At 67.7% G+C, this 18,898-nt stretch carries 16 protein-coding genes; 12 read left to right on the top strand and 4 right to left on the bottom strand.

Going from position 1 to position 18,898, the window contains the following annotated elements; translation table 11 throughout:
- Nucleotides 1-84 precede the first annotated feature (84 nt).
- The 3 genes from aceF (at nt 85) to DES44_RS21110 (ending at nt 4,710) form a co-directional block, all read left to right on the top strand.
- Entirely contained in the window at nt 85-1,794 is a 1,710-nt protein-coding gene (gene aceF, locus DES44_RS21120) for a dihydrolipoyllysine-residue acetyltransferase (protein WP_058934217.1), read from the top strand.
- 13 nt (nt 1,795-1,807) lie between these two features.
- Nucleotides 1,808-3,664, top strand: a complete 1,857-nt coding sequence (gene lpdA, locus DES44_RS21115) for a dihydrolipoyl dehydrogenase (RefSeq protein ID WP_058934218.1) — start codon at nt 1,808-1,810, stop codon at nt 3,662-3,664.
- 131 nt (nt 3,665-3,795) lie between these two features.
- The gene (locus DES44_RS21110; protein ID WP_170156718.1) at nt 3,796-4,710 is read left to right on the top strand and encodes a delta(1)-pyrroline-2-carboxylate reductase family protein; all 915 of its coding nucleotides are present in this window, start codon (nt 3,796-3,798) and stop codon (nt 4,708-4,710) included.
- A 33-nt stretch (nt 4,711-4,743) separates the two neighbouring features.
- Here DES44_RS21110 and DES44_RS21105 read toward each other — a convergent pair whose 3' ends face one another.
- Nucleotides 4,744-5,613, bottom strand: a complete 870-nt coding sequence (locus DES44_RS21105) for an HDOD domain-containing protein (RefSeq protein WP_058934219.1) — start codon at nt 5,611-5,613, stop codon at nt 4,744-4,746.
- A 132-nt stretch (nt 5,614-5,745) separates the two neighbouring features.
- Here DES44_RS21105 and DES44_RS21100 point away from each other — a divergent pair, with 132 nt between their 5' ends.
- The gene (locus tag DES44_RS21100) at nt 5,746-6,456 is read left to right on the top strand and encodes a transglutaminase-like cysteine peptidase (RefSeq protein ID WP_083525402.1); all 711 of its coding nucleotides are present in this window, start codon (nt 5,746-5,748) and stop codon (nt 6,454-6,456) included.
- A 64-nt stretch (nt 6,457-6,520) separates the two neighbouring features.
- The gene (locus DES44_RS21095; protein WP_058934220.1) at nt 6,521-8,449 is read left to right on the top strand and encodes a bifunctional diguanylate cyclase/phosphodiesterase; all 1,929 of its coding nucleotides are present in this window, start codon (nt 6,521-6,523) and stop codon (nt 8,447-8,449) included.
- A 71-nt stretch (nt 8,450-8,520) separates the two neighbouring features.
- On the opposite strand, the gene DES44_RS21090 is transcribed toward DES44_RS21095, so the two are convergent.
- The gene (locus tag DES44_RS21090) at nt 8,521-9,069 is read right to left on the bottom strand and encodes an NUDIX hydrolase (protein ID WP_058937254.1); all 549 of its coding nucleotides are present in this window, start codon (nt 9,067-9,069) and stop codon (nt 8,521-8,523) included.
- 96 nt (nt 9,070-9,165) lie between these two features.
- On the opposite strand from DES44_RS21090, the gene pgeF reads away from it, so the two are divergent.
- Entirely contained in the window at nt 9,166-9,885 is a 720-nt protein-coding gene (gene pgeF / locus DES44_RS21085; protein ID WP_058934221.1) for a peptidoglycan editing factor PgeF, read from the top strand.
- A 7-nt stretch (nt 9,886-9,892) separates the two neighbouring features.
- On the opposite strand, the gene DES44_RS21080 is transcribed toward pgeF, so the two are convergent.
- Nucleotides 9,893-10,192 carry a hypothetical protein gene (locus tag DES44_RS21080; RefSeq protein WP_058934222.1) on the bottom strand — a complete coding sequence of 100 codons (300 nt, stop codon included), beginning with the start codon at nt 10,190-10,192 and terminating at the stop codon, nt 9,893-9,895.
- 283 nt (nt 10,193-10,475) lie between these two features.
- Here DES44_RS21080 and phaC point away from each other — a divergent pair, with 283 nt between their 5' ends.
- The 3 genes from phaC (at nt 10,476) to phbB (ending at nt 14,297) form a co-directional block, all read left to right on the top strand.
- Nucleotides 10,476-12,113: a class I poly(R)-hydroxyalkanoic acid synthase gene (gene phaC / locus DES44_RS21075; RefSeq protein WP_058937255.1), complete on the top strand. Its 1,638-nt coding sequence runs from the start codon at nt 10,476-10,478 to the stop codon at nt 12,111-12,113.
- Between the two features lie 83 nt (nt 12,114-12,196).
- Complete coding sequence (locus DES44_RS21070) at nt 12,197-13,384, top strand: acetyl-CoA C-acetyltransferase (protein WP_058934223.1); 1,188 nt, start codon at nt 12,197-12,199, stop codon at nt 13,382-13,384.
- Between the two features lie 175 nt (nt 13,385-13,559).
- Nucleotides 13,560-14,297, top strand: a complete 738-nt coding sequence (phbB, locus tag DES44_RS21065) for an acetoacetyl-CoA reductase (protein WP_058934224.1) — start codon at nt 13,560-13,562, stop codon at nt 14,295-14,297.
- Nucleotides 14,298-14,331: 34 nt separating this feature from the next.
- Here the strand turns inward: phbB and DES44_RS25170 are convergent, their stop codons facing one another.
- The gene (locus DES44_RS25170) at nt 14,332-15,300 is read right to left on the bottom strand and encodes an IclR family transcriptional regulator domain-containing protein (protein WP_083525404.1); all 969 of its coding nucleotides are present in this window, start codon (nt 15,298-15,300) and stop codon (nt 14,332-14,334) included.
- 161 nt (nt 15,301-15,461) lie between these two features.
- Here DES44_RS25170 and DES44_RS21055 point away from each other — a divergent pair, with 161 nt between their 5' ends.
- The 3 genes from DES44_RS21055 to DES44_RS21045 all read left to right on the top strand — a co-directional run bounded on the left by DES44_RS21055 (nt 15,462) and on the right by DES44_RS21045 (nt 18,884).
- A complete protein-coding gene (locus DES44_RS21055) occupies nt 15,462-16,274 on the top strand; it encodes a TIGR00266 family protein (RefSeq protein WP_058934226.1) in 813 nt (270 codons plus the stop codon).
- Between the two features lie 416 nt (nt 16,275-16,690).
- A complete protein-coding gene (locus DES44_RS21050) occupies nt 16,691-17,878 on the top strand; it encodes a YncE family protein (RefSeq protein ID WP_116001838.1) in 1,188 nt (395 codons plus the stop codon).
- A 25-nt stretch (nt 17,879-17,903) separates the two neighbouring features.
- A complete protein-coding gene (locus tag DES44_RS21045) occupies nt 17,904-18,884 on the top strand; it encodes a polysaccharide deacetylase family protein (protein WP_310732378.1) in 981 nt (326 codons plus the stop codon).
- Nucleotides 18,885-18,898 lie beyond the last annotated feature (14 nt).

Raw genomic sequence — 18,898 nt, 5'->3', positions numbered from 1 at the left:
GCCCTCCCATGACGGGCGGGCGTCCGGCCCACAGGCCGCAGGGGCCATCCCGCACAGCAATCGACATTTCCCGGAGACATCCCCATGGCATTGGTTGAGGTCAAGGTTCCCGATATCGGCGACTTCTCTGAAGTCGCGATCATCGAACTGCTGGTCAAGCCCGGCGACACGGTGAAGGCAGAGCAGAGCCTGATCACGGTGGAAAGTGACAAGGCATCGATGGAGATTCCCTCCTCGCATGCCGGCGTGGTCAAGGAACTCAAGGTCAAGCTCGGCGACAAGGTCGCTGAAGGCGCCGTGATCCTGGTGCTGGAAGCAGCGGACGCTGGTGCCGCCGCACCCGCTCCCGCTCCCGCAGCAGCCCCCGCTGCAGCAGCGCCGGCACCGGCCGCTGCCGCCGCACCCGCGCCTGCTGCCGCACCGGCTGCGTCCGCCCCCGCATCCGCCGGTCCCGTCACCGTCGTGATCCCCGACATCGGCGACTTCGACGAAGTGGCCGTGATCGAAGTGCTGGTCAAGGTCGGCGACACCGTCAAGGTCGAGCAGAGCCTGATCACCGTCGAAAGCGACAAGGCGTCGATGGAGATCCCGTCCTCGCATGCCGGCGTGGTCAAGGAGCTCAAGGTCAAGCTGGGCGACAAGGTCGCCAAGGGCACGGCCATCGCGGTGATCGAAGCCACTGGCGGTGCAGCGGCTCCGGCGCCCGCCGCCGCAGCGGCTGCTCCCGCAGCAGCCACCGCCAGCGCACCGGCCCCGGCCGCTCCAGCTGCTGCACAGGCGGCAGCGCCGGCCGACCGCCAGGTCCCGACCGCCGCACTGCCCCCGCACGAACCCACTGCGCCCAAGGGCCAGTTGCCGCACGCCTCGCCCAGCATCCGCAAGCTGGCGCGTGAACTCGGCGTGCCGCTGGAAGAGGTCAAGGGCTCCGGTCCCAAGGGCCGGATCACCGAATCGGACGTGCAGGGCTTCGTCAAGGCCGTCATGGCCGGCTCGGTGCAGACCGTCGCCCAGAAGGCCGCCGCTCCCGCGGGTGGCACCGGCGGCGCCTTCCCCGGCCTGCTGCCCTGGCCCAAGGTTGACTTCGAGAAGTTTGGCCCGGTCGAGCGCAAGGACCTCTCGCGCATCAAGAAGATCAGCGGCGCCAACCTGCACCGCAACTGGGTCACCATTCCGCATGTCACCAACCATGAAGATGCGGACATCACCGAGCTGGAAGCCTTCCGCGTTCAACTGAACAAGGAAAACGAGAAGTCCGGCGTGAAGGTGACGATGCTGGCCTTCATGATCAAGGCAACGGTCGCGGCGCTGAAGAAGTTCCCCGAGTTCAATGCCTCGCTGGACGGCACGGGCGACACCGCCCAACTGGTGCTGAAGAACTACTTCCACATCGGCTTTGCGGCGGACACGCCCAACGGGCTGGTGGTTCCGGTGATCCGCGATGCCGACAAGAAGGGCATCTTCCAGATCAGCCAGGAAATGTCCGAGCTGGCCAAGAAGGCGCGCGACGGCAAGCTGGCCCCGGCCGACATGACCGGCGGCTGCTTCTCCATCTCGTCGCTGGGCGGCATCGGCGGCACCTACTTCACGCCCATCATCAATGCGCCGGAAGTCGCGATCATGGGGGTGTGCAAGAGCGTGACCCGTCCGGTGTGGGACGGCCAGCAGTTCGTGCCGCGCCTGATCCTGCCGCTGTCGCTGAGCTGGGACCACCGCGTCATCGACGGCGCGGCCGCGGCCCGCTTCAACGTCTACTTCGCTCAACTGCTGGCGGACTTCCGTCGCATCGTCCTCTGAAAGAGAGACAGCTATGGCATTGGTAGAAGTCAAAGTCCCTGACATTGGCGATTTCAAGGACGTTGCGATCATCGAAGTCCTGGTCAAGCCGGGCGACACCATCAAGGCGGAACAGAGCCTGGTGACGGTGGAAAGCGACAAGGCATCGATGGAGATTCCGTCGTCGGCCGCTGGCGTGGTCAAGGAGCTCAAGGTCAAGCTGGGCGACAAGATCAACCAGGGCGACCTGCTGGTCACGCTGGAGAGTGATGCAGCTGCCGCACCGGCGCCTGCGGCACCCGCACCCGCACCCGCAGGCTCACCCGCACCCGCAGCGGCTGCTGCAGCACCGGCCCCCGCCACAGCGCCGGCCCAGCCGACCGCTGCTCCCGCTGCAGGTCCGGCCCCACAGGCCGCCACCTACACCGGCAGCGCCGACGCCGAATTCGACCTCATCGTCCTGGGCAGCGGCCCGGGCGGCTACTCGGCCGCTTTCCGCGCCGCGGACCTGGGGCTGAAGGTGGCCCTGGTCGAGCGTTATGCGACGCTGGGCGGGGTTTGCCTGAACGTCGGCTGCATCCCATCCAAGGCCCTGCTGCATGTGGCGGCGGTCATGGACGAGGTCAAGCATTTCGCCGACCTGGGCGTGGCCTATGCCGAACCCACGGTGGAGCTGCCCAAGCTGCTGGCCCACAAGCAGAAGGTGGTGGGCAAGCTGACCAAGGGCCTGGACATGATGTCCAAGATGCGCAAGGTCACCGTGGTGCGGGGCTACGGCCAGTTGCTCGACGCCCATCACCTGTCGGTCGAGGAGACCAGCGGCACCGGGCAGGAGCGCAGCGGCAAGACGCAGACGCTGAAGTTCAAGAAGATCATCCTGGCGGCAGGGTCGCAGGCGGTGCGCCTGCCCTTCATGCCGAACGACCCGCGGGTGATCGACTCGACCGGCGCGCTTGAGCTGACGGCCAAGCCCAAGCGCATGCTGATCGTGGGCGGCGGCATCATCGGCCTGGAAATGGGCACGGTGTACTCCACCCTGGGCGCCCGCCTGGACGTGGTGGAGATGCTGCCCACGCTGATGACCGGCGCGGACCGCGACCTGGTCAAGGTGTGGCAGAAGATGAATGCGCCGCGCTTCGACAACATCATGCTGAACACCAAGACGGTGTCGGCCGAGGCCACGCCCGAAGGCATCAAGGTGACCTTCGAAGGCGAGGGCGCGCCGAAGGAACCGCAGGTGTACGACCTGGTGCTGCAGGCCGTGGGCCGCAGCCCCAACGGCAAGAAGATCGGTGCGGACAAGGCCGGTGTGGTGGTGACCGACCGCGGCTTCATCCCGGTGGACGTGCAGATGCGCACCAACGTGCCCAACGTGTTTGCCATCGGCGACCTGGTCGGCCAGCCGATGCTGGCGCACAAGGCGGTGCATGAAGGCCACGTGGCGGCGGAAGTCATCGCCGGCGAGCTGCTCGGCGACGAGGCCCTGGCCAAGTCCCGCTTCGATGCCCGCGTCATCCCCAGCGTGGCCTACACCGATCCGGAAGTGGCCTGGGTGGGCATCACCGAAGACGAGGCCAAGGCTCGAGGCATCAAGTACAAGAAGGGCCTGCTGCCCTGGAATGCATCGGGCCGCGCCATTGCCAACAACCGCGATGAAGGCTTCACCAAGCTGCTGTTCGATGAAGAGACGCATCGCATCATCGGTGGCGGCATCGTCGGCACCCATGCCGGCGACATGATCGGCGAGATCGCGCTGGCCATCGAGATGGGCGCCGACGCGGTGGACATCGGCAAGACCATCCACCCGCATCCGACCCTGGGCGAAAGCATCGGGCTGGCGGCGGAAGTGGCGCACGGGTCCTGCACCGACGTGCCGCCGGCTCGCAAATGACGGTCGCTCGCTGAGCGCATGGCCCTGACGGCCCCGAAAGCCCGGCTCTGTTGGCCGGGCTTTTTTTCTTCTCGCAAACCCCCAGGCCGTGACCATAGGCCGACGCGCTGCTCCTCGATATGCTTGTGCCCATGACCACCGACCCCACGCAGTTGCCCGGCCTTCGCATGCTCGATGGTCCTGCCACCGCCCGGGCCTTGCCCTGGGCCCTGCTGATGGACGAAGTGGCGCAGGTCTGCCGCGAGCATCACGAGGGGCGGCTGATCTGCCCGCCGCGACAGGTGCTGCCGCTGCGCCAGGACGGCGTGCTGCTGGTCATGCCCTGCATGAGCGACACGCTGACCATCACCAAGCTGGTCAGCGTGCATCCGCTCAATGCGGCGCTGGGTCTGCCCACCATTTCCGGAGAGGTCGTTGCCCTGGACAGCCGCACCGGCCAGCGCCTGGCCGTGCTGGACGGGCCCACGCTCACGGCCCGCCGGACGGCCGCCGTCACGATGCTGGCCGTCAAGCATCTGGCCCGTCGCGTGCCGCGGCGGGTGCTGGTGGTGGGCGGCGGGGTCCAGGCCCACAGCCATGTGCAGGCGCTGCAGGCCCTGCATCCGCAGGCCACCATTCATGTGCAGGGTCACCAGCAGGTGCCTGCCTTCGTGGAGTCGCTGGGCGTGGAGCCGCTGCCGCCCGAATCGCAGAGCCGCCATGACTGGGACCTGATCATCTGCGCCACCACCAGCCGTGTGCCGGTGCTGCGGCCGGGCGTGGGCGAAGGGGCACTGGTGGTCGGCGTCGGCGCCTTCCGCGAGGACATGGTGGAACTGCCACCGGAGCTCGTCCGCGAGGCCCAGGTCTGGGTGGACGACCCGGTCGGTGCCCAGGCCGAAGCCGGGGACCTGATGGCGGCGGGGCTGTTCCAGCCGCAGGCCTCCCTGGAGGACCTGGTGCTGGGACAGCAGCCGCTGGAGGACGGCCGCACCCGCGTCTTCAAGAGCGTGGGCTGCGCCCGCTGGGATCTGGCCGCCGCCCGCGTGGCGGTGCATCAGCGATGACGGCGCCGCGGTGACGCCCGGCGCGCGCCGTCGTCAGGCTTCGTCGAGCAGGGGACGCAGCGTTTCGTCCCAGTGCTCCAGGTCCTCGTGCGTCAGGTGCAGCCAGGCCAGCGCCGCTTCGCGGTTGGCCGCCCAGTCCGCATCTTCGTCCAGCCCTTCATGCTGGCGCATCAGGTGCTCGGCAATCACGCCCGCGGCAATCAGGCTGCGCACTTCCGGCTCCACGCTGTCGTCGCCGAGGGCGTCGAAGTCGTGATGCAGGCGGATGGCCATCATCAGCTCCGGCGCCAGATGCCACACCTTCACCACCAGTGCGCCCACGACCGCATGGTCGGTGCGGTGATTGGCGTTTTCGGTGGCAATGTAGGGCCGGTCGATCCGGGCGCCGGCTTCCACCATGGTGGCGCCGTAGCCGCGCACGCTCTGCAGCAGCACCGGCATGCCCACATGGCAGAACAGGCCGTAGCCATAGGCCAGGTCGACCTGCATGCCGGGCAACTGCCTGGCGATGAACGCCATGGCGACCGCCCGCTTGGTGGACCGCTGCCAGAAGCGCGACAGATGCGGGCTGTTGACCGGAATCGCGTGCCGCACCAGGAAGGCCTGCATCAGCCGGGCGCTTTCGTCCAGGCCGATGCGGTACATGGCCTGCCCGACGGTGGTGCAAGGCACATGGCCTGCCACCAGATGCAGCGGACTGTTGGCCACCCGCAAAAGCGTGGCGGACATGGCCACGTCGGCAGCGGCAATGCGGCCCACTTCCTCCAGGTCCGGATGGGGATGGGCCGTCATCGCTGCCCGCAGGCGGGTCAGCAGTTCGGGGCAAGGGGGAATCTGGATCTGGCGCAGCGGACCGGTGGCCCGGGCGCGGTCCAGTTCCTGGTGGACGGCTTGTGTCTTCATGATGCTTGTGTTGCAGATTATCTCGTCCGGTATCCGGCCCCCCGGCACAAGCGCTGCGGCAAATTGCCGCTTGTTCCCGCCCTCGTCGCTCTTCGCCCGGGGATACCTTCTGATACAGATACATTGCAGCGCATGTTGAATCCGACCCGCCTGCTGGCCTGTCAGCTGTCCCGCCGCGCCCGCAAGGGCCTGGCGGTGCTCGGCTGCGCGGTGCTTCTGGGCGTTTGGGCGGACTTGCCCCTGCGGGCCGACCCGTCGCCGGGCTGGGACCGCGAGAAGCTGGAGGCGGCCGCCGCTGCGCGATCACCGCGCACCTTGAACGAGGTGCGCGCCATGATCCAGATGGTGCAGCGGGCCGGCGCGCTGCCCCAGGAGCGACAGCGGCTCACAGTCGTCAACAACTTTTTCAATCAGCGCATCGCCTTTCGGGATGACACGGAGGTGTGGGGTGTGATCGACTACTGGGCCACGCCGCTGGAGCTGCTGGACAAGGGCCGGGGGGATTGCGAGGACTATGCAATCGCCAAATACATGAGCCTTCTGGCGGCGGGCGTGCCGCAGCCGCGACTGCGCATGGTCTACGTCCGGGCTCAATTCCAGGGACGCAGCCAGGCGCACATGGTGCTGGCGTACTACCCGGACCCGGAATCGGAGCCACTGATTCTGGACAATATCAATCCGGAGATCCGTGCGGCGTCCCAGCGCAATGACCTGACCCCTGTCTTCAGTTTCAACGGCGAGGGTCTGTGGACCGGCGTGGGCGGCACCACCGCGGGCAATCCGCTGGTGCGGCTGTCGTTGTGGCGGGATTTGCTGGCCAAGGCCAAGGAGGAGGGGTTCTGATGATGACAAGACAGCAGGGAAGACCGCAGAAAAAAGCCGTCCTGGACAGGGGAGAATCCAGCCCATGTCCCTGATCCGACAAATCTGGTGCCTGGTGCTGGGCGCGGTGCTGGCGTCCGTGCTGGGCGGCGTGGCCGTGAGCACCTGGTCCCTGCGCGAGCTGCTGCAGACCCAGGCCCAGCTCAAGAACAACGACAACGCCAATGCGCTGGCGCTGGCCCTGTCCCAGCAGAAGGGCGACGTGGAACTCATGTCGCTGCTGATCTCGGCGCAGTTCGATGCCGGCGCCTATGACAGCGTGCGCTGGCGCAATGGCCAGGGCAAGGCCGTCTTCGAGCGCCATCAGGACAACACCCGGCCCACCAGCGCGCCTGCCTGGTTCGTGGCCTTGCTGCCGCTGAATGTGGCGCCGGGCCAGGCCAAGGTGTCCGACGGCTGGCGAGCGGTGGGCGAAGTGGAAGTCCGCGGCCAGACCGGCTATGTGCATGAGGCCCTGTGGAAGGCCACGGTGCGCTCCACCCTGTGGCTGCTGCTGGTGGGTGGGGTCACCGGCGTGGCGGCGGCCCTGGTGCTGGCCCGCCTGCGCCGTCCGGTGGACACCGCCGTGCGCCAGGCCGAGGGCGTGACCGAAGGTCGCTTCGAGACCGTGATGGAGCCGCGCGTGCCGGAAATGCGCAAGCTCACCCGCGCGATGAATGCGATGGTGGTGCGCACCCGCCAGATGTTCGAGGCCCAGGCCGAACAGCTGCGCACGCTGCACCATCAGCTGCTGTGTGACGAGCTGACCGGGCTGTCGCACCGTCGTCAGTTCGTGGCTGAACTCAGCTCCGCGCTGGAGCGGGACGATGGTCCGCTGCGCGCCGGCCTGGTGCTGCTGCGGCTGAAGGATTTGCAGGGGCTCAACCAGCGTCTGGGTCACGGTGGGACCGACCAGGCCCTGCTGGCCATGGCGCAGGCCCTGCGGGTGTATCCGGAGCAGGTGCGGGGCTGCCTGGCCGGGCGCCTGAATGGGTCGGACTTTGCGCTGTGGCTGCCCGCCCCCAAGGTGGTGGGTGACACGGCCAATGCGCTGGCCGATGCACTGCGGGCGGGCCTGCAAGGTGTGGATCCCGGCATCGGCGTGGCGCTGGGTGCGGTGGAACTGCCGCGTGACCAGCCGATGAGCGCCTGGTTCGCCGCCGCCGATGCGGCCCTGGCCCAGGCCGAGCAGGGCGAGGGCGTGGTGCTGGAGCTGCGCCAGGCCCCGCCTTCCGAGGAAGTGGCCCAGGGCGAGCGCGCCTGGCGGGCGCTGATCTCCGATGCGCTGGTGCATCAGCGCAGCCGTCTGCTGGAATTCCCGCTGATCGGCCGCGAGCGCCAGGTGCTGCACCTGGAATGCCCGCTGCAGCTCAAGCTCAACCCGCTGGGCGAATTCGAGCCGGCCGCCCGCTGGCTGCCGCTGGCGCTGCGCCATCGTCTCAGCGCCGAGGCCGACCTGCAGGCGCTGGCCCTGGCACTGGCGGCCATCCAGCAGGACCAGCGCGCCCGCTGCGTCAATGTGGCGCCGTCCTCGCTGAATGACGGCAGCTTCATTGCGCGGGCCCGCGAACTGGTGCAGTCGGCGCCCGCGTCGGTGCGCCGGTCGATTGGTCTGGAACTGGCCGAGCCGGCGGCCGTGCAGCACTTCGAGGTGCTGCAGGAGCTGGGCCGCCAGTTGCGCCCGCTGGGCGTGCAACTCGGCCTGGAGCATGCGGGCGCGGGTCTGGCGCAGATCGACAAGCTCTTCCAGGCCGGGCTGGACTACGTGAAGCTGGACAGCTCGGTGGTCTCCGGCATCTCCGGCGACGCGGGCCGGGCCGCCTTCGTCCGCAGCCTGGTGGTGATGCTGCGCAGCCTGTCGCTGAAGGTCTATGCCGAAGGCGTGACCGATGCCCTGGATGCGCAGGCGCTGTGGGACTGCGAGCTGGACGGCATCACCGGGCCCTGGGCTTCGGCGCAGGACATCAAGCCCTGAAAGGGCGCGGGGCGTTTCGGCCCTGAAAGGGCGCTGGGCATTTCGGCCCTGAAAGGCCGGCCGAGGCCCGCTCAGGCGATATCGGCCGTGTGCAGCGGGAAGCCCTGACCGCGCCGGCGGTCCTCGAAGAACCGCTCCAGCGCATACCGCACGGTGTGGAAGGCCAGCTCGTCCCACGGCACCTCATGCTCGTGGAACAGGCGGGCCTCCAGCGTCTCCGGCCCCGGGTCGCAGTCCGGCGCCAGCATGCGGGCCCGGTAGAACAGGTGGACCTGGCCGACCCGCACCACGTTCATCACGCAATACAGGTCCTGCATCTCGATCTGGACACCGGCCTCTTCGTCGGTCTCCCGCTGCGCGCCTTGCGCCAGCGTCTCGCCCAGTTCCATGAAGCCGGCCGGCAGGGTCCATTTGCCCAGCCGCGGCTCGATGGCCCGGCGGCACAGCAGCACCTGATCGCCCCACACCGGCAGCGTCCCCACCACATTCAGCGGGTTCTCGTACTGGATGGTGCCGCAGACGGTACAGGTGGCCCGCTCACGGTTGTCGTCCGCAGGAATGCGGTATTCGATCTGCCCGCCGCAGACCGGGCAATGCTGGAAGCGCCGGGTTTGGAACATGCGGCCAGTGTAGCGGGACACGCATGGCATCATGGCCGCATGGAACTTCATGATTGGTTGCTCCCTTCGTGGAGCGCGACGGGGACACAGGCTTTCATGACCACCCGCCAGGGTGGCGTCAGCCAGGGCGGCTACAGCAGCCTGAACCTGGGCCGTTCGGTGGGAGACGATCCTGCGGCGGTGGCCGAGAACCGGCGCCGGGTGGGCGAAGCGATCGGCGCGACGCCGGTGTTTCTCAAGCAGATGCATGGCACGCGGGTGATCCGTCTGACGGCTGCGCATGCGGTGCCCGGCATCGAGCCGGAGCAGGCCGATGCCAGCATCAGCCTGGATCCCGCGCTGGCCTGTGCGGTGATGGCGGCCGACTGCATGCCGGTGCTGTTCGCCGCGCCGGGCGGCGTGGGGGCGGCGCATGCCGGCTGGCGCGGTCTGTCCGGCGGCGTGCTGGAGAACACCGTGCTGGCCCTGTGCGAGGCCACCGGCAGCGAGCCCGGCGCCGTGCAGGCCTGGATGGGGCCCTGCATCGGGCCGTCCGTGTTCGAGGTCGGGGCCGATGTGCTGCAGGCCTTCGGGGTGACTCCCAAGCAGGAAGACCAGCTGCATTTCCGCTTCCAGCCCAATGCGGCCGGCGAGCCGCGCTGGCGCGCCGACCTGGTGGGCCTCGCCCGGCAGCGCCTTCAGGCCCTGGGCCTGACCGAAATCCACGGCGGGCACTGGTGCACGTACAGCGAGCCCTCCCGCTTTTTCTCCTATCGGTGGGAGCAAAGCCAGGGTCACGCGGGCGGACGGATGGCGGCTGTGATCCGCCGCCTGTAAGAGACGCTCAGGGCGGCGGTGGCTGGTGCGGTTGCCGCTTCTGCACTTCGCCACCAGCTTGGCCGTCCACCGGCGCATCGACCGACCCATCCACCGGCGCATCGGCAAGCGCCTGCGCTTCCTCCGCCCGCCGCCGCGCCTTGCGCCGCGCCGGCGTGCCCATCACATACAGCACGATGGACAGCGGCAAAACGCCGTACATCATGAAGGTGAATGCGGCGCCCAGCAGCGTGCCTTGGGGGCTCATCGCTTCGGCCGCAGCCATCATGAGTACGACATACATCCAGGCGAGCGCAACAAGGACCATGCGAGATCAAAGAAGAAGCATGTGGGTGTCCGGATCGCCGGACAGGCGCTGGTGAAAGAGCATCACACAGCGGTAAGCTCAATAGGCTAAAAAGCCATTGAGCATATGCGAAGCTTGGCCTGTGGTGAGGCGCGCTTGCTGTGGCAAGCTTCTTGCTCGGTTCTGAACGAGGAGACGTATGAGCGATACGCATGCTGCCGGTACCCCGGGCCTGCCTGATTTCTCGAGCTTCCAGCATCTGGCCACCCAGATGGCCGACGCTGTGAGCGGCATGACCCGCCAGATGGGCGACACCCTGCAGCAGATCCAGTCCCTGCAGATTCCCACCGATGCCTGGCAGCAGCTCCAGCAGGAGTACCTCAGCCAGGCCGGTGAGCTGTGGAACCGTGCCCTGCATGCCCCGCATGACGGACGCGCCGAGGACCTGGCCCCGTTGCAGGACAAGCGCTTCACCGACGCGTCCTGGAACAGCAACCGACTGTCCCACTTCAGCGCCGAGCTCTATCTGCTCAATGCCCGCATGCTGCAGCGCATGGCCGAGCAGGTCGGCGGTGACGACAAGACCCGCGCCCGCTTGCGTTTTGCGGTGCAGCAATTCATCGAGGCCTCCTCGCCGAGCAACTTCCTTGCCTTCAATCCGGAAGCCCAGCAGCGAGCGCTGAACACGCAGGGGGAAAGCATCGCCCGCGGCATGCAGCAACTGCTGGCCGACCTGCAGCGCGGCCACGTGTCCCAGACGGACGAAAGCGCATTCGAGGTCGGACGCAATGTGGCCACCACCGAAGGGCAGGTGGTGTTCGAGAACGAGTTCTTCCAGCTGCTGGAATACAAGCCGCTGACGGCCGAGGTGTATGAGCGCCCGCTCCTGATGGTGCCGCCCTGCATCAACAAGTACTACATCCTGGACCTTCAGCCGGAGAACTCGCTGATCCGCCATGCGGTCTCGCAGGGCCACCGCACCTTCGTGGTGAGCTGGCGCAATCCGGATGCGAGCTGCGTGCACTGGACCTGGGACGACTACATCGAGCAGGCCACCATTCAGGCGATTGCGGTGGTGCAGGCCATCAGCGGCAGCAAGACGATCAACACGCTGGGCTTCTGCGTGGGCGGCACTTTGCTGGCCACCGCCCTGGCGGTGCTGGCCGCACGCGGCGAGCATCCCGCCGCCAGCGTCACGCTGCTGACGACGCTGATCGACTTCGAGAACAACGGCGTGCTGGACCTTTTCGTGGATGAGGCCTCGGTCCAGATGCGGGAGCTCACCATCGGCGCGCAGGCGCCCAACGGACCGGGGCTGCTGCACGGCCAGCAACTGGCCAGCACCTTCAGCATGCTGCGGCCCAACGACCTGGTGTGGAACTATGTGGTGGGCAACTACCTCAAGGGCGAGCCGCCGCCGCCCTTCGACCTGCTCTACTGGAACAGCGACGCCACCAACCTGCCGGGCCCGATGTACTGCTGGTACCTGCGCCACACCTACCTGCAAAACGAGCTCAAGCTGCCGGGCCGGCTGACGGTGGCCGGGGAAGCGCTGGACCTGGGCCTGATCCGTGCGCCCGTCTACATCTACGGCTCGCGGGAAGACCACATCGTCCCGTGGGAAGCGGCCTATCGCAGCACGCAGATCTTCAAAGGCAAGAAGCGATTTGTGCTGGGCGCTTCCGGGCATATCGCCGGCGTGATCAATCCGCCGGCCAAGAAAAAGCGCAGCCACTGGATCGGCAAGGGCACCGCGCTGCCGGCCCAGCCGCAGCAGTGGCTGGCGTCGGCTACCGAGCATGCCGGCAGTTGGTGGCCAGACTGGTCCGACTGGCTGGCGGCGCAGGCCGGGGCCCTCAAGGCCGCACCCCGGTCCTATGGACGCGGCCCTTATCAGGCGATCGAACCGGCGCCGGGCCGTTATGTGAAGGAGCGCGCGTGATCCCTCTGCATCGCCTTCACCGGCCTTTTTAGCCGTCCCAGACTTCCGCAGCCTTCAGCAGCCTTCCAACCCAGGAGAGAGACATGAGCACAGCACAGGACATCGTCATCGTCGCGGCGGCCCGCACGCCCATCGGCAAATTCGGCGGGTCGCTGGCCAAGATCCCGGCCAGCGAGCTGGGCGCGCTGGTCATCCAGGACCTGCTGCGCCGCAGCGGCCTGCAGCCGGATCAGATCCAGGAAGTGATCCTGGGCCAGGTGCTGCAGGCGGGCACCGGCCAGAACCCGGCCCGTCAGGCGGTCATCAAGTCCGGCCTGCCGGTGACGGTGCCGGCCATGACCATCAACAAGGTCTGCGGCTCCGGCCTCAAGGCCGTGATGCTGGCCGCGCAGGCCATCCGCGATGGCGACTCGGACATCATCATCGCCGGCGGCCAGGAGAGCATGAGCCTGTCCCCGCATGTGCTGCCCGGCTCCCGCGACGGCCAGCGCATGGGCGACTGGAAGCTGGTGGACACGATGATCACTGACGGTCTCTGGGACGTCTACAACCAGTACCACATGGGCATCACGGCCGAGAACGTGGCCAAGGAATATCACATCAGCCGCAGCCAGCAGGACGAGCTGGCCCTGGCCAGCCAGCAGAAGGCGGCGGCGGCCCAGGACGCCGGCCGTTTCGTGGCCGAGATCGTGCCGGTGACCATTCCCCAGAAAAAGGGCGACCCGGTGGTCTTTGCCGCCGACGAATTCATCAACCGCAAGACCAATGCCGAAGCGCTGGCCGGGCTGCGTCCCGCCTTCGACAAGGCCGGCTCGGTGACGGCGGGCAATGCCTCCGGCTTGAACGACGGCGCCGCCGGCCTGCTGGTGATGAGCGCCGCCAAGGCCCGTGCACTGAACCTGGAGCCGCTGGCCCGCATCGCCTCCTACGCCAGCGCGGGCGTGGACCCGGCCACCATGGGCATGGGCCCGGTGCCCGCCTCCCGCAAGGCGTTGGACCGCGCCGGCTGGCAGGCCAAGGACCTGGACCTGCTGGAGATCAATGAAGCCTTCGCGGCCCAGGCCTGCGCGGTGCATCAGCAGATGGGCTGGGACACCAGCAAGGTCAATGTGAATGGGGGCGCCATTGCACTGGGCCATCCGATCGGTGCTTCCGGTGCCCGCATCCTGGTCACCCTGCTGCACGAGATGATCAAGCGCGATGCGAAGAAGGGCATCGCCAGCCTGTGCATCGGTGGCGGCATGGGCGTGGCGCTGTGCGTCGAGCGTTGACCGTTGACCGTTGACCGTTGAGGGTGGGCGCTGGAGAGCGTCCACCACGGAGCATTCAAGAAGGCCCAGCACAGGGCCGGACATCGGGATTCAGAGTATTTCGCGCGTCGATGAGCGATCAGTCAGCTTTCCCGCCGAGGCGCGCGTCGGGGAGCCCACAACAGGAGGCAATCAAATGAGTCAGAAAGTGGCATACGTGACAGGGGGCATGGGCGGCATCGGAACCTCCATCTGCCAGAAGCTGGCCGATGACGGCTTCAAGGTCATTGCGGGCTGCGGGCCCAGCCGCGACCACGCCAAATGGCTGGGCGAGCAGGAGGCGCTGGGCTACAAGTTCTACGCCTCGGTCGGCAATGTGGCGAACTGGGAGTCCACCGTGATGGCCTTCGAGAAGGCCATCGCCGAACACGGCGCGGTGGACGTGCTGGTCAACAACGCCGGCATCACCAAGGACCGCATGTTCCTCAAGATGACCCGCGAGGATTGGGACGCGGTGATCGACACCAACCTCAACAGCATGTTCAACGTCACCAAGCAGGTGGTGCCGGGCATGGTGGACAAGGGATGGGGCCGCATCATCAACATCTCGTCAGTCAACGGCGAGAAGGGGCAGATCGGCCAGACCAACTATTCGGCGGCCAAGGCCGGCATGCACGGCTTCACCATGGCGCTGGCGCAGGAGCTGGCAGCCAAGGGCGTGACGGTGAACACCGTCAGCCCCGGCTACATCGGCACCGACATGGTCAAGGCCGTGCGGCCCGACGTGCTGGAGAAGATCGTGGCGCAGATCCCCGTCAAGCGACTGGGGGAACCGCGGGAGATCGCCTCGATCGTTGGCTGGCTGGCCAGCGATCAGTCCGGCTTCACCACCGGCGCTGACTTCAGCTGCAACGGTGGCCTGCACATGGGCTGACCCATGCGCTGACCCATGGGCTGAGGACGGGCCGTCAGCCCTTGATCTGCAGGAGCCGCGACAGCCCTTGCGCGGTTTCCTGCAGCTTGGGCAGCCCTTGCTCCAGCAGCAGCTGAGGCGAGGTGCGGCTGGTCTGCGCATGCAGGGCGATGGCGGCGATCACCCGGCCCTGGCGGCCGTGGATGGGCACGGCCAGCGTGGCCAGCCCTTCCTCGAGCTCCCGGTCCAGCAGGCACCAGCCCTGCTGGCGCACCTGCTCCAGCGAGCGGCGCAGTTCCTCCAGGCTGCGGACCGAGTCGGAGCCCCCGCCGGCGCCAGAAGCCCCCGGGCTGTCCAGGGCACCGGATGGTGTCGCAGGGAACGACGAGGGGAACGAGCCCGGAGCGGTAGACGCAGTCGCTGACGAGGAAGCTGACGCCCCAACCGGTGCGGAAAAGCCATCCATTCCCGCCGGGTTTGCCGAAGCCGCCGCCGTCTGGCCCGCTGCCAGCAGTCCTGCGGGCAGGCGCGCTTCCAGCTCTTCCGGTGGCAGCGCCGACAGCAGCACCCGGCCCATGGCGGTGGCCCAGGCGGGCAGCCGGCTGCCCACGCCCAGTGCTTCATTGAAGATCTTGCGGGTGGGGGTGCGCATCACAAAAACGATGTCCTGCGCGTCCAGCACGGCGATGGAGCAGGACTCCTTCAACTCGCCGGTGAGCTGCAGCATCTGCGGCTCGGCGAACTGCCACAGCGGCTGCGACGAGAGGTAGGCGAAGCCCAGGTCCAGGATCTTGGGCGTGAGTTCGAACAGCCGTCCCTCGGCGCGGACATACCCCAGCGTCTGCAGCGTGAGCAGGATGCGCCGGGCGCCGGCGCGGGTCAGGCCGCAGCGCTTGGCCACTTCGGTCAGGGTCTGGCGGGGGGCATCGGCCCCGAAGGCGCGGATGACGGACAGGCCGCGTGCAAAAGACTGCACGTAACTGTCCCCGGGCTTGAGCGAGGGATCGAGTTCTTCGCTAGGCATAGGCGTCATATCCCAGGTGATTGAAAGGTGGGCGAAACGTTAATATCCCGGCCGATCGGGTCCCCATGTCCTGGTCTGCCTCCGCCGCAGCGGGAGGGCAGCGGCAGGGGCAGGGGGCCCGGACCCAGTATCAACGCAGTTTCAGTCAGAAGGTGAATCAAATGGCGATGGATGTGGTGGACTACGAAATCAAGGGTGCGGAGATGCAATTCGTGGAGGTCGAGCTCGACCCCGGCGAAGCAGCCATCGGCGAAGCCGGTTCCATGATGTTCATGGACGCCGGGATCAGCATGGACACCGTCTTTGGGGACGGGTCCGCCAACCAGGGCGGCTTCTTCGGCAAGCTGCTGGGCGCTGGCAAGCGCCTGGTCACCGGGGAATCGCTGTTCACCACGATCTACACCAATCAGGCTCAGGGCAAACAGCGGGTCGCCTTCGCGGCGCCGTACCCGGGCAAGATCCTGCCCATGGACCTGCGCCAGCTCGGCGGCACGCTGATCTGCCAGAAGGACGCCTTCCTGTGCGCGGCCCGCGGGGTGTCCCTGGGGATCGCAATACAGCAGCGGCTGTCGACCGGCTTCTTCGGTGGTGAAGGTTTCATCATGCAGAAGCTCGATGGGGACGGGCTGGCCTTCGTGCATGCCGGCGGAACGGTGGTTCGTCGCTCCCTCCAGCCGGGTCAGACCCTGCTGGTGGATACCGGCTGCGTGGTGGCCTACACCCCCAACGTCAGTTTCGAGATTCAGTACGTGGGCAAAATCAAGACCGCCCTGTTCGGCGGCGAGGGTCTGTTCCTGGCCAAGCTCACCGGTCCAGGCGAAGTCTGGCTGCAGAGCCTGCCGTTCTCGCGCCTGGCGTCCCGTGTTTTCGCGGCTGCTCCGCAGCGCGGCGGCTCGCGGGAAGAGGGCTCGGTGCTGGGCGGTTTTGCCACCGGGGGACTGCTCGGCGGCCTGCTGGGCGGCGACGACGAATAAGCCCGCAGCATCGGACTTCCGGGGCTCCGCAAGCCCATTGCAGGCCCTTTCCAGGCACTTTGCGGGCACTTTGCGGACACTTCGCGGGCACTTCGCGGGCACTTTGCGGGCACTTCGCGGGGTGGCCAGCGGCGGTCTCCGCAGGCCCTGCACGCCTGTGCGAATGCCGCCATCCCCGCATCTGGCGGGCGTGGACCGGCCTGTTCCCGGCGGTGGCGTGAGTCATCCCGCCTACACTTGAGGCAGCGCATGCGCTGCCTTTGCTTTTTTTCAGGTCGCCCTCAGTCAAGGGGCGGATAGTTGCGCAAGGTGCGCTGTTCGGCGGGTGCCCAAGTTCGGCTGATGTCCAAATTTGGCGGCAACCTTTGCCGATCCCTGGCTCTGTTGAGCTCCTTGAGCTCCCTTGAGGATTCCTGATGCTGTTCTTGTCCGCGCGGCCCGTCGCCGCGGCCCTGGTTCTCACTGCCACAGCCCTTGCCGGCAGCCTCCTGACGGCCCAACCGGCCCAAGCCCGACGCACCGCGCAGGCCGCCCATGGCGCGCATCACGCCCAGGCGGCGCATGCGGCGGCCCCGACGGCGGCACCGGCCGCAACCACCGCCACAGCCGCAACAGCCGCAACAGCCGCTGCCAGCGCGGCCACGGCCAACGGCGGCGCATCGACCGCGCCCAAGGTCGCCACCAGCCCCATCTTCGTGCTGAACTCGCTGGATGCGGACGTGAGCGTCATCGACCCCCGCACCTTCCGCGAGGTCAAGCGCATTCCCACCGGCAAGGAGCCGCATCACCTCTACCTGACGCCGGACCGCAAGACCATGGTCGTGGCCAATGCGCTGGGGGATTCGCTGACCTTCCTGGACCCGGTCACCGCCGAGGTGCAGCGCACCATCCACGGCATTTCCGACCCCTATCACCTGCGCTTCTCGCCGGACATGAAGTGGCTGGTGCTGGCCGGCAACCGGCTGGACCATGTGGACCTCTATAAGTGGCAGCCCCAGAACCAGGCGCAGCCGCTGGTGCTGACCAAGCGCTTCTCCGCGCCCAAGACCCCCAGCCACCTGTCCATCGACACCAAAAGCACCGTGGTCTACGCCAGCATGCAGGACAGCAGCGAGATCATGGCGATCGACCTGAACACCCTGGCGGTGCGCTGGAAGGTGCCGGTGGGCAAGCTGCCGGCCGACGTCTACCTGACCCCCGACGACAAATACCTGCTGGTGGCCCTGACCGGCGACCACTATGTGGAGGTGTATGAGGTGGGAGGCCTGCCGCAGCCGCGCCTGGTCAAGCGCATCGACACCGGCGACGGGGCCCACTCCTTCCGCGCGCTGGGGGACCGCCGCCATGTGCTGGTGAGCAACCGCGCCGCCAACACCATCAGCAAGATCGCGCTGGACAGCCTGTCGGTGGTGGACGTGCTGAAGGTGCCGGGCGGCCCGGACGACATGGAAATCCTGCCCGATGGCCGCACGCTGCTGGTGACCTCCCGCTGGGCCCGCAAGCTCACCGTGGTGGACCTGCAGACCAAGCAGATCACCACGCAGGTGAAGGTGGGCAAGTCGCCGCACGGGGTCTGGACGCTGGACCAGATGCCGCGTCAGTGAGACTGAGGTGGCTGTGAGCGATGTGATGACTCGAGGGGCCGAGCCGGGTGCCGCCATGGATGCGGCGGGCCGCGCCACGGTCGGTCGCTCGTCCGGCGACCCGCGCTGCGCGCCGGTCGGTCGCTCGTCCGGCGACCTGCGCTGCGCGCCGGTCGGTCGGCTGCGCAGCCTGCCGCGTCGTCTGCTGCTGTCGCTGCTGGGCACGGCCCTGCTGGCGCCTGGACTGCATGCCCAGCCCGCCGCACCCACCCCGCCTTGCGACAAACCGGTCTACCTGACCTTCGACACCGGCCACATGGGCGTGGCCCCGCTGATCGTGGACACGCTCAAGCGCTTCGATGCCAAGGCCACCTTCTTCCTGGCGCAGGAGCCGACCAAGGACGGTGGCCAGACGCTGGACGACAAGTGGGCGCCGTGGTGGAAGGCGCTGGCGGAGCAGGGCCATGATTTCGGCTCGCACACCTGGTATCACGATGCGTGGGTGGCGGACCTGCCTGACGGCCGTTTCCGCTTCCGCCGTGCCGCCGGTGAACAGGTGCCGCAGATCGTCGAGATGTCCGCCGCCGACTACTGCGACGAGCTGCGCCAGCCCGCCCGCCGTTTCGCGGAAATGACCGGCCGGCCGATGTCCATGATCTTCCGCGCACCCGCGGGACGCACCTCGGCGGCCCTGCTGGCCGCGGCCCGTGTCTGCGGCTTCCGGCATGTGGGCTGGGCCCAGCCAGCCGGCTTCCTGGGCGATGAATTGCCCAGCGACCGCTTTCCCAATCATGCCTTGCTGGAACAGGCGCTGCGCCGCATCAAGCCCGGCGACATCCTGATGGCCCACCTGGGCATCTGGTCCCGCCAGGACCCGTGGGCGCCGGCCGTGCTGGAGCCGCTGATGCAGGGCCTGAAGGACCGCGGCATGTGCTTCGCACCGCTGCGCGATCATCCCGACTATGCTGCGTGGATGCGGCGACCGCCGGAATCCCTCGCCATGGTCCGGCCGCGCCGGATGAATTGATCGACCCGCAGGGA

Origin of the sequence: Roseateles depolymerans (assembly GCF_003387155.1) — a bacterium.
Classification (GTDB): Bacteria; Pseudomonadota; Gammaproteobacteria; order Burkholderiales; family Burkholderiaceae_C; genus Roseateles; species Roseateles depolymerans.
This window is presented reverse-complemented; position numbering and strand designations above follow the sequence as displayed.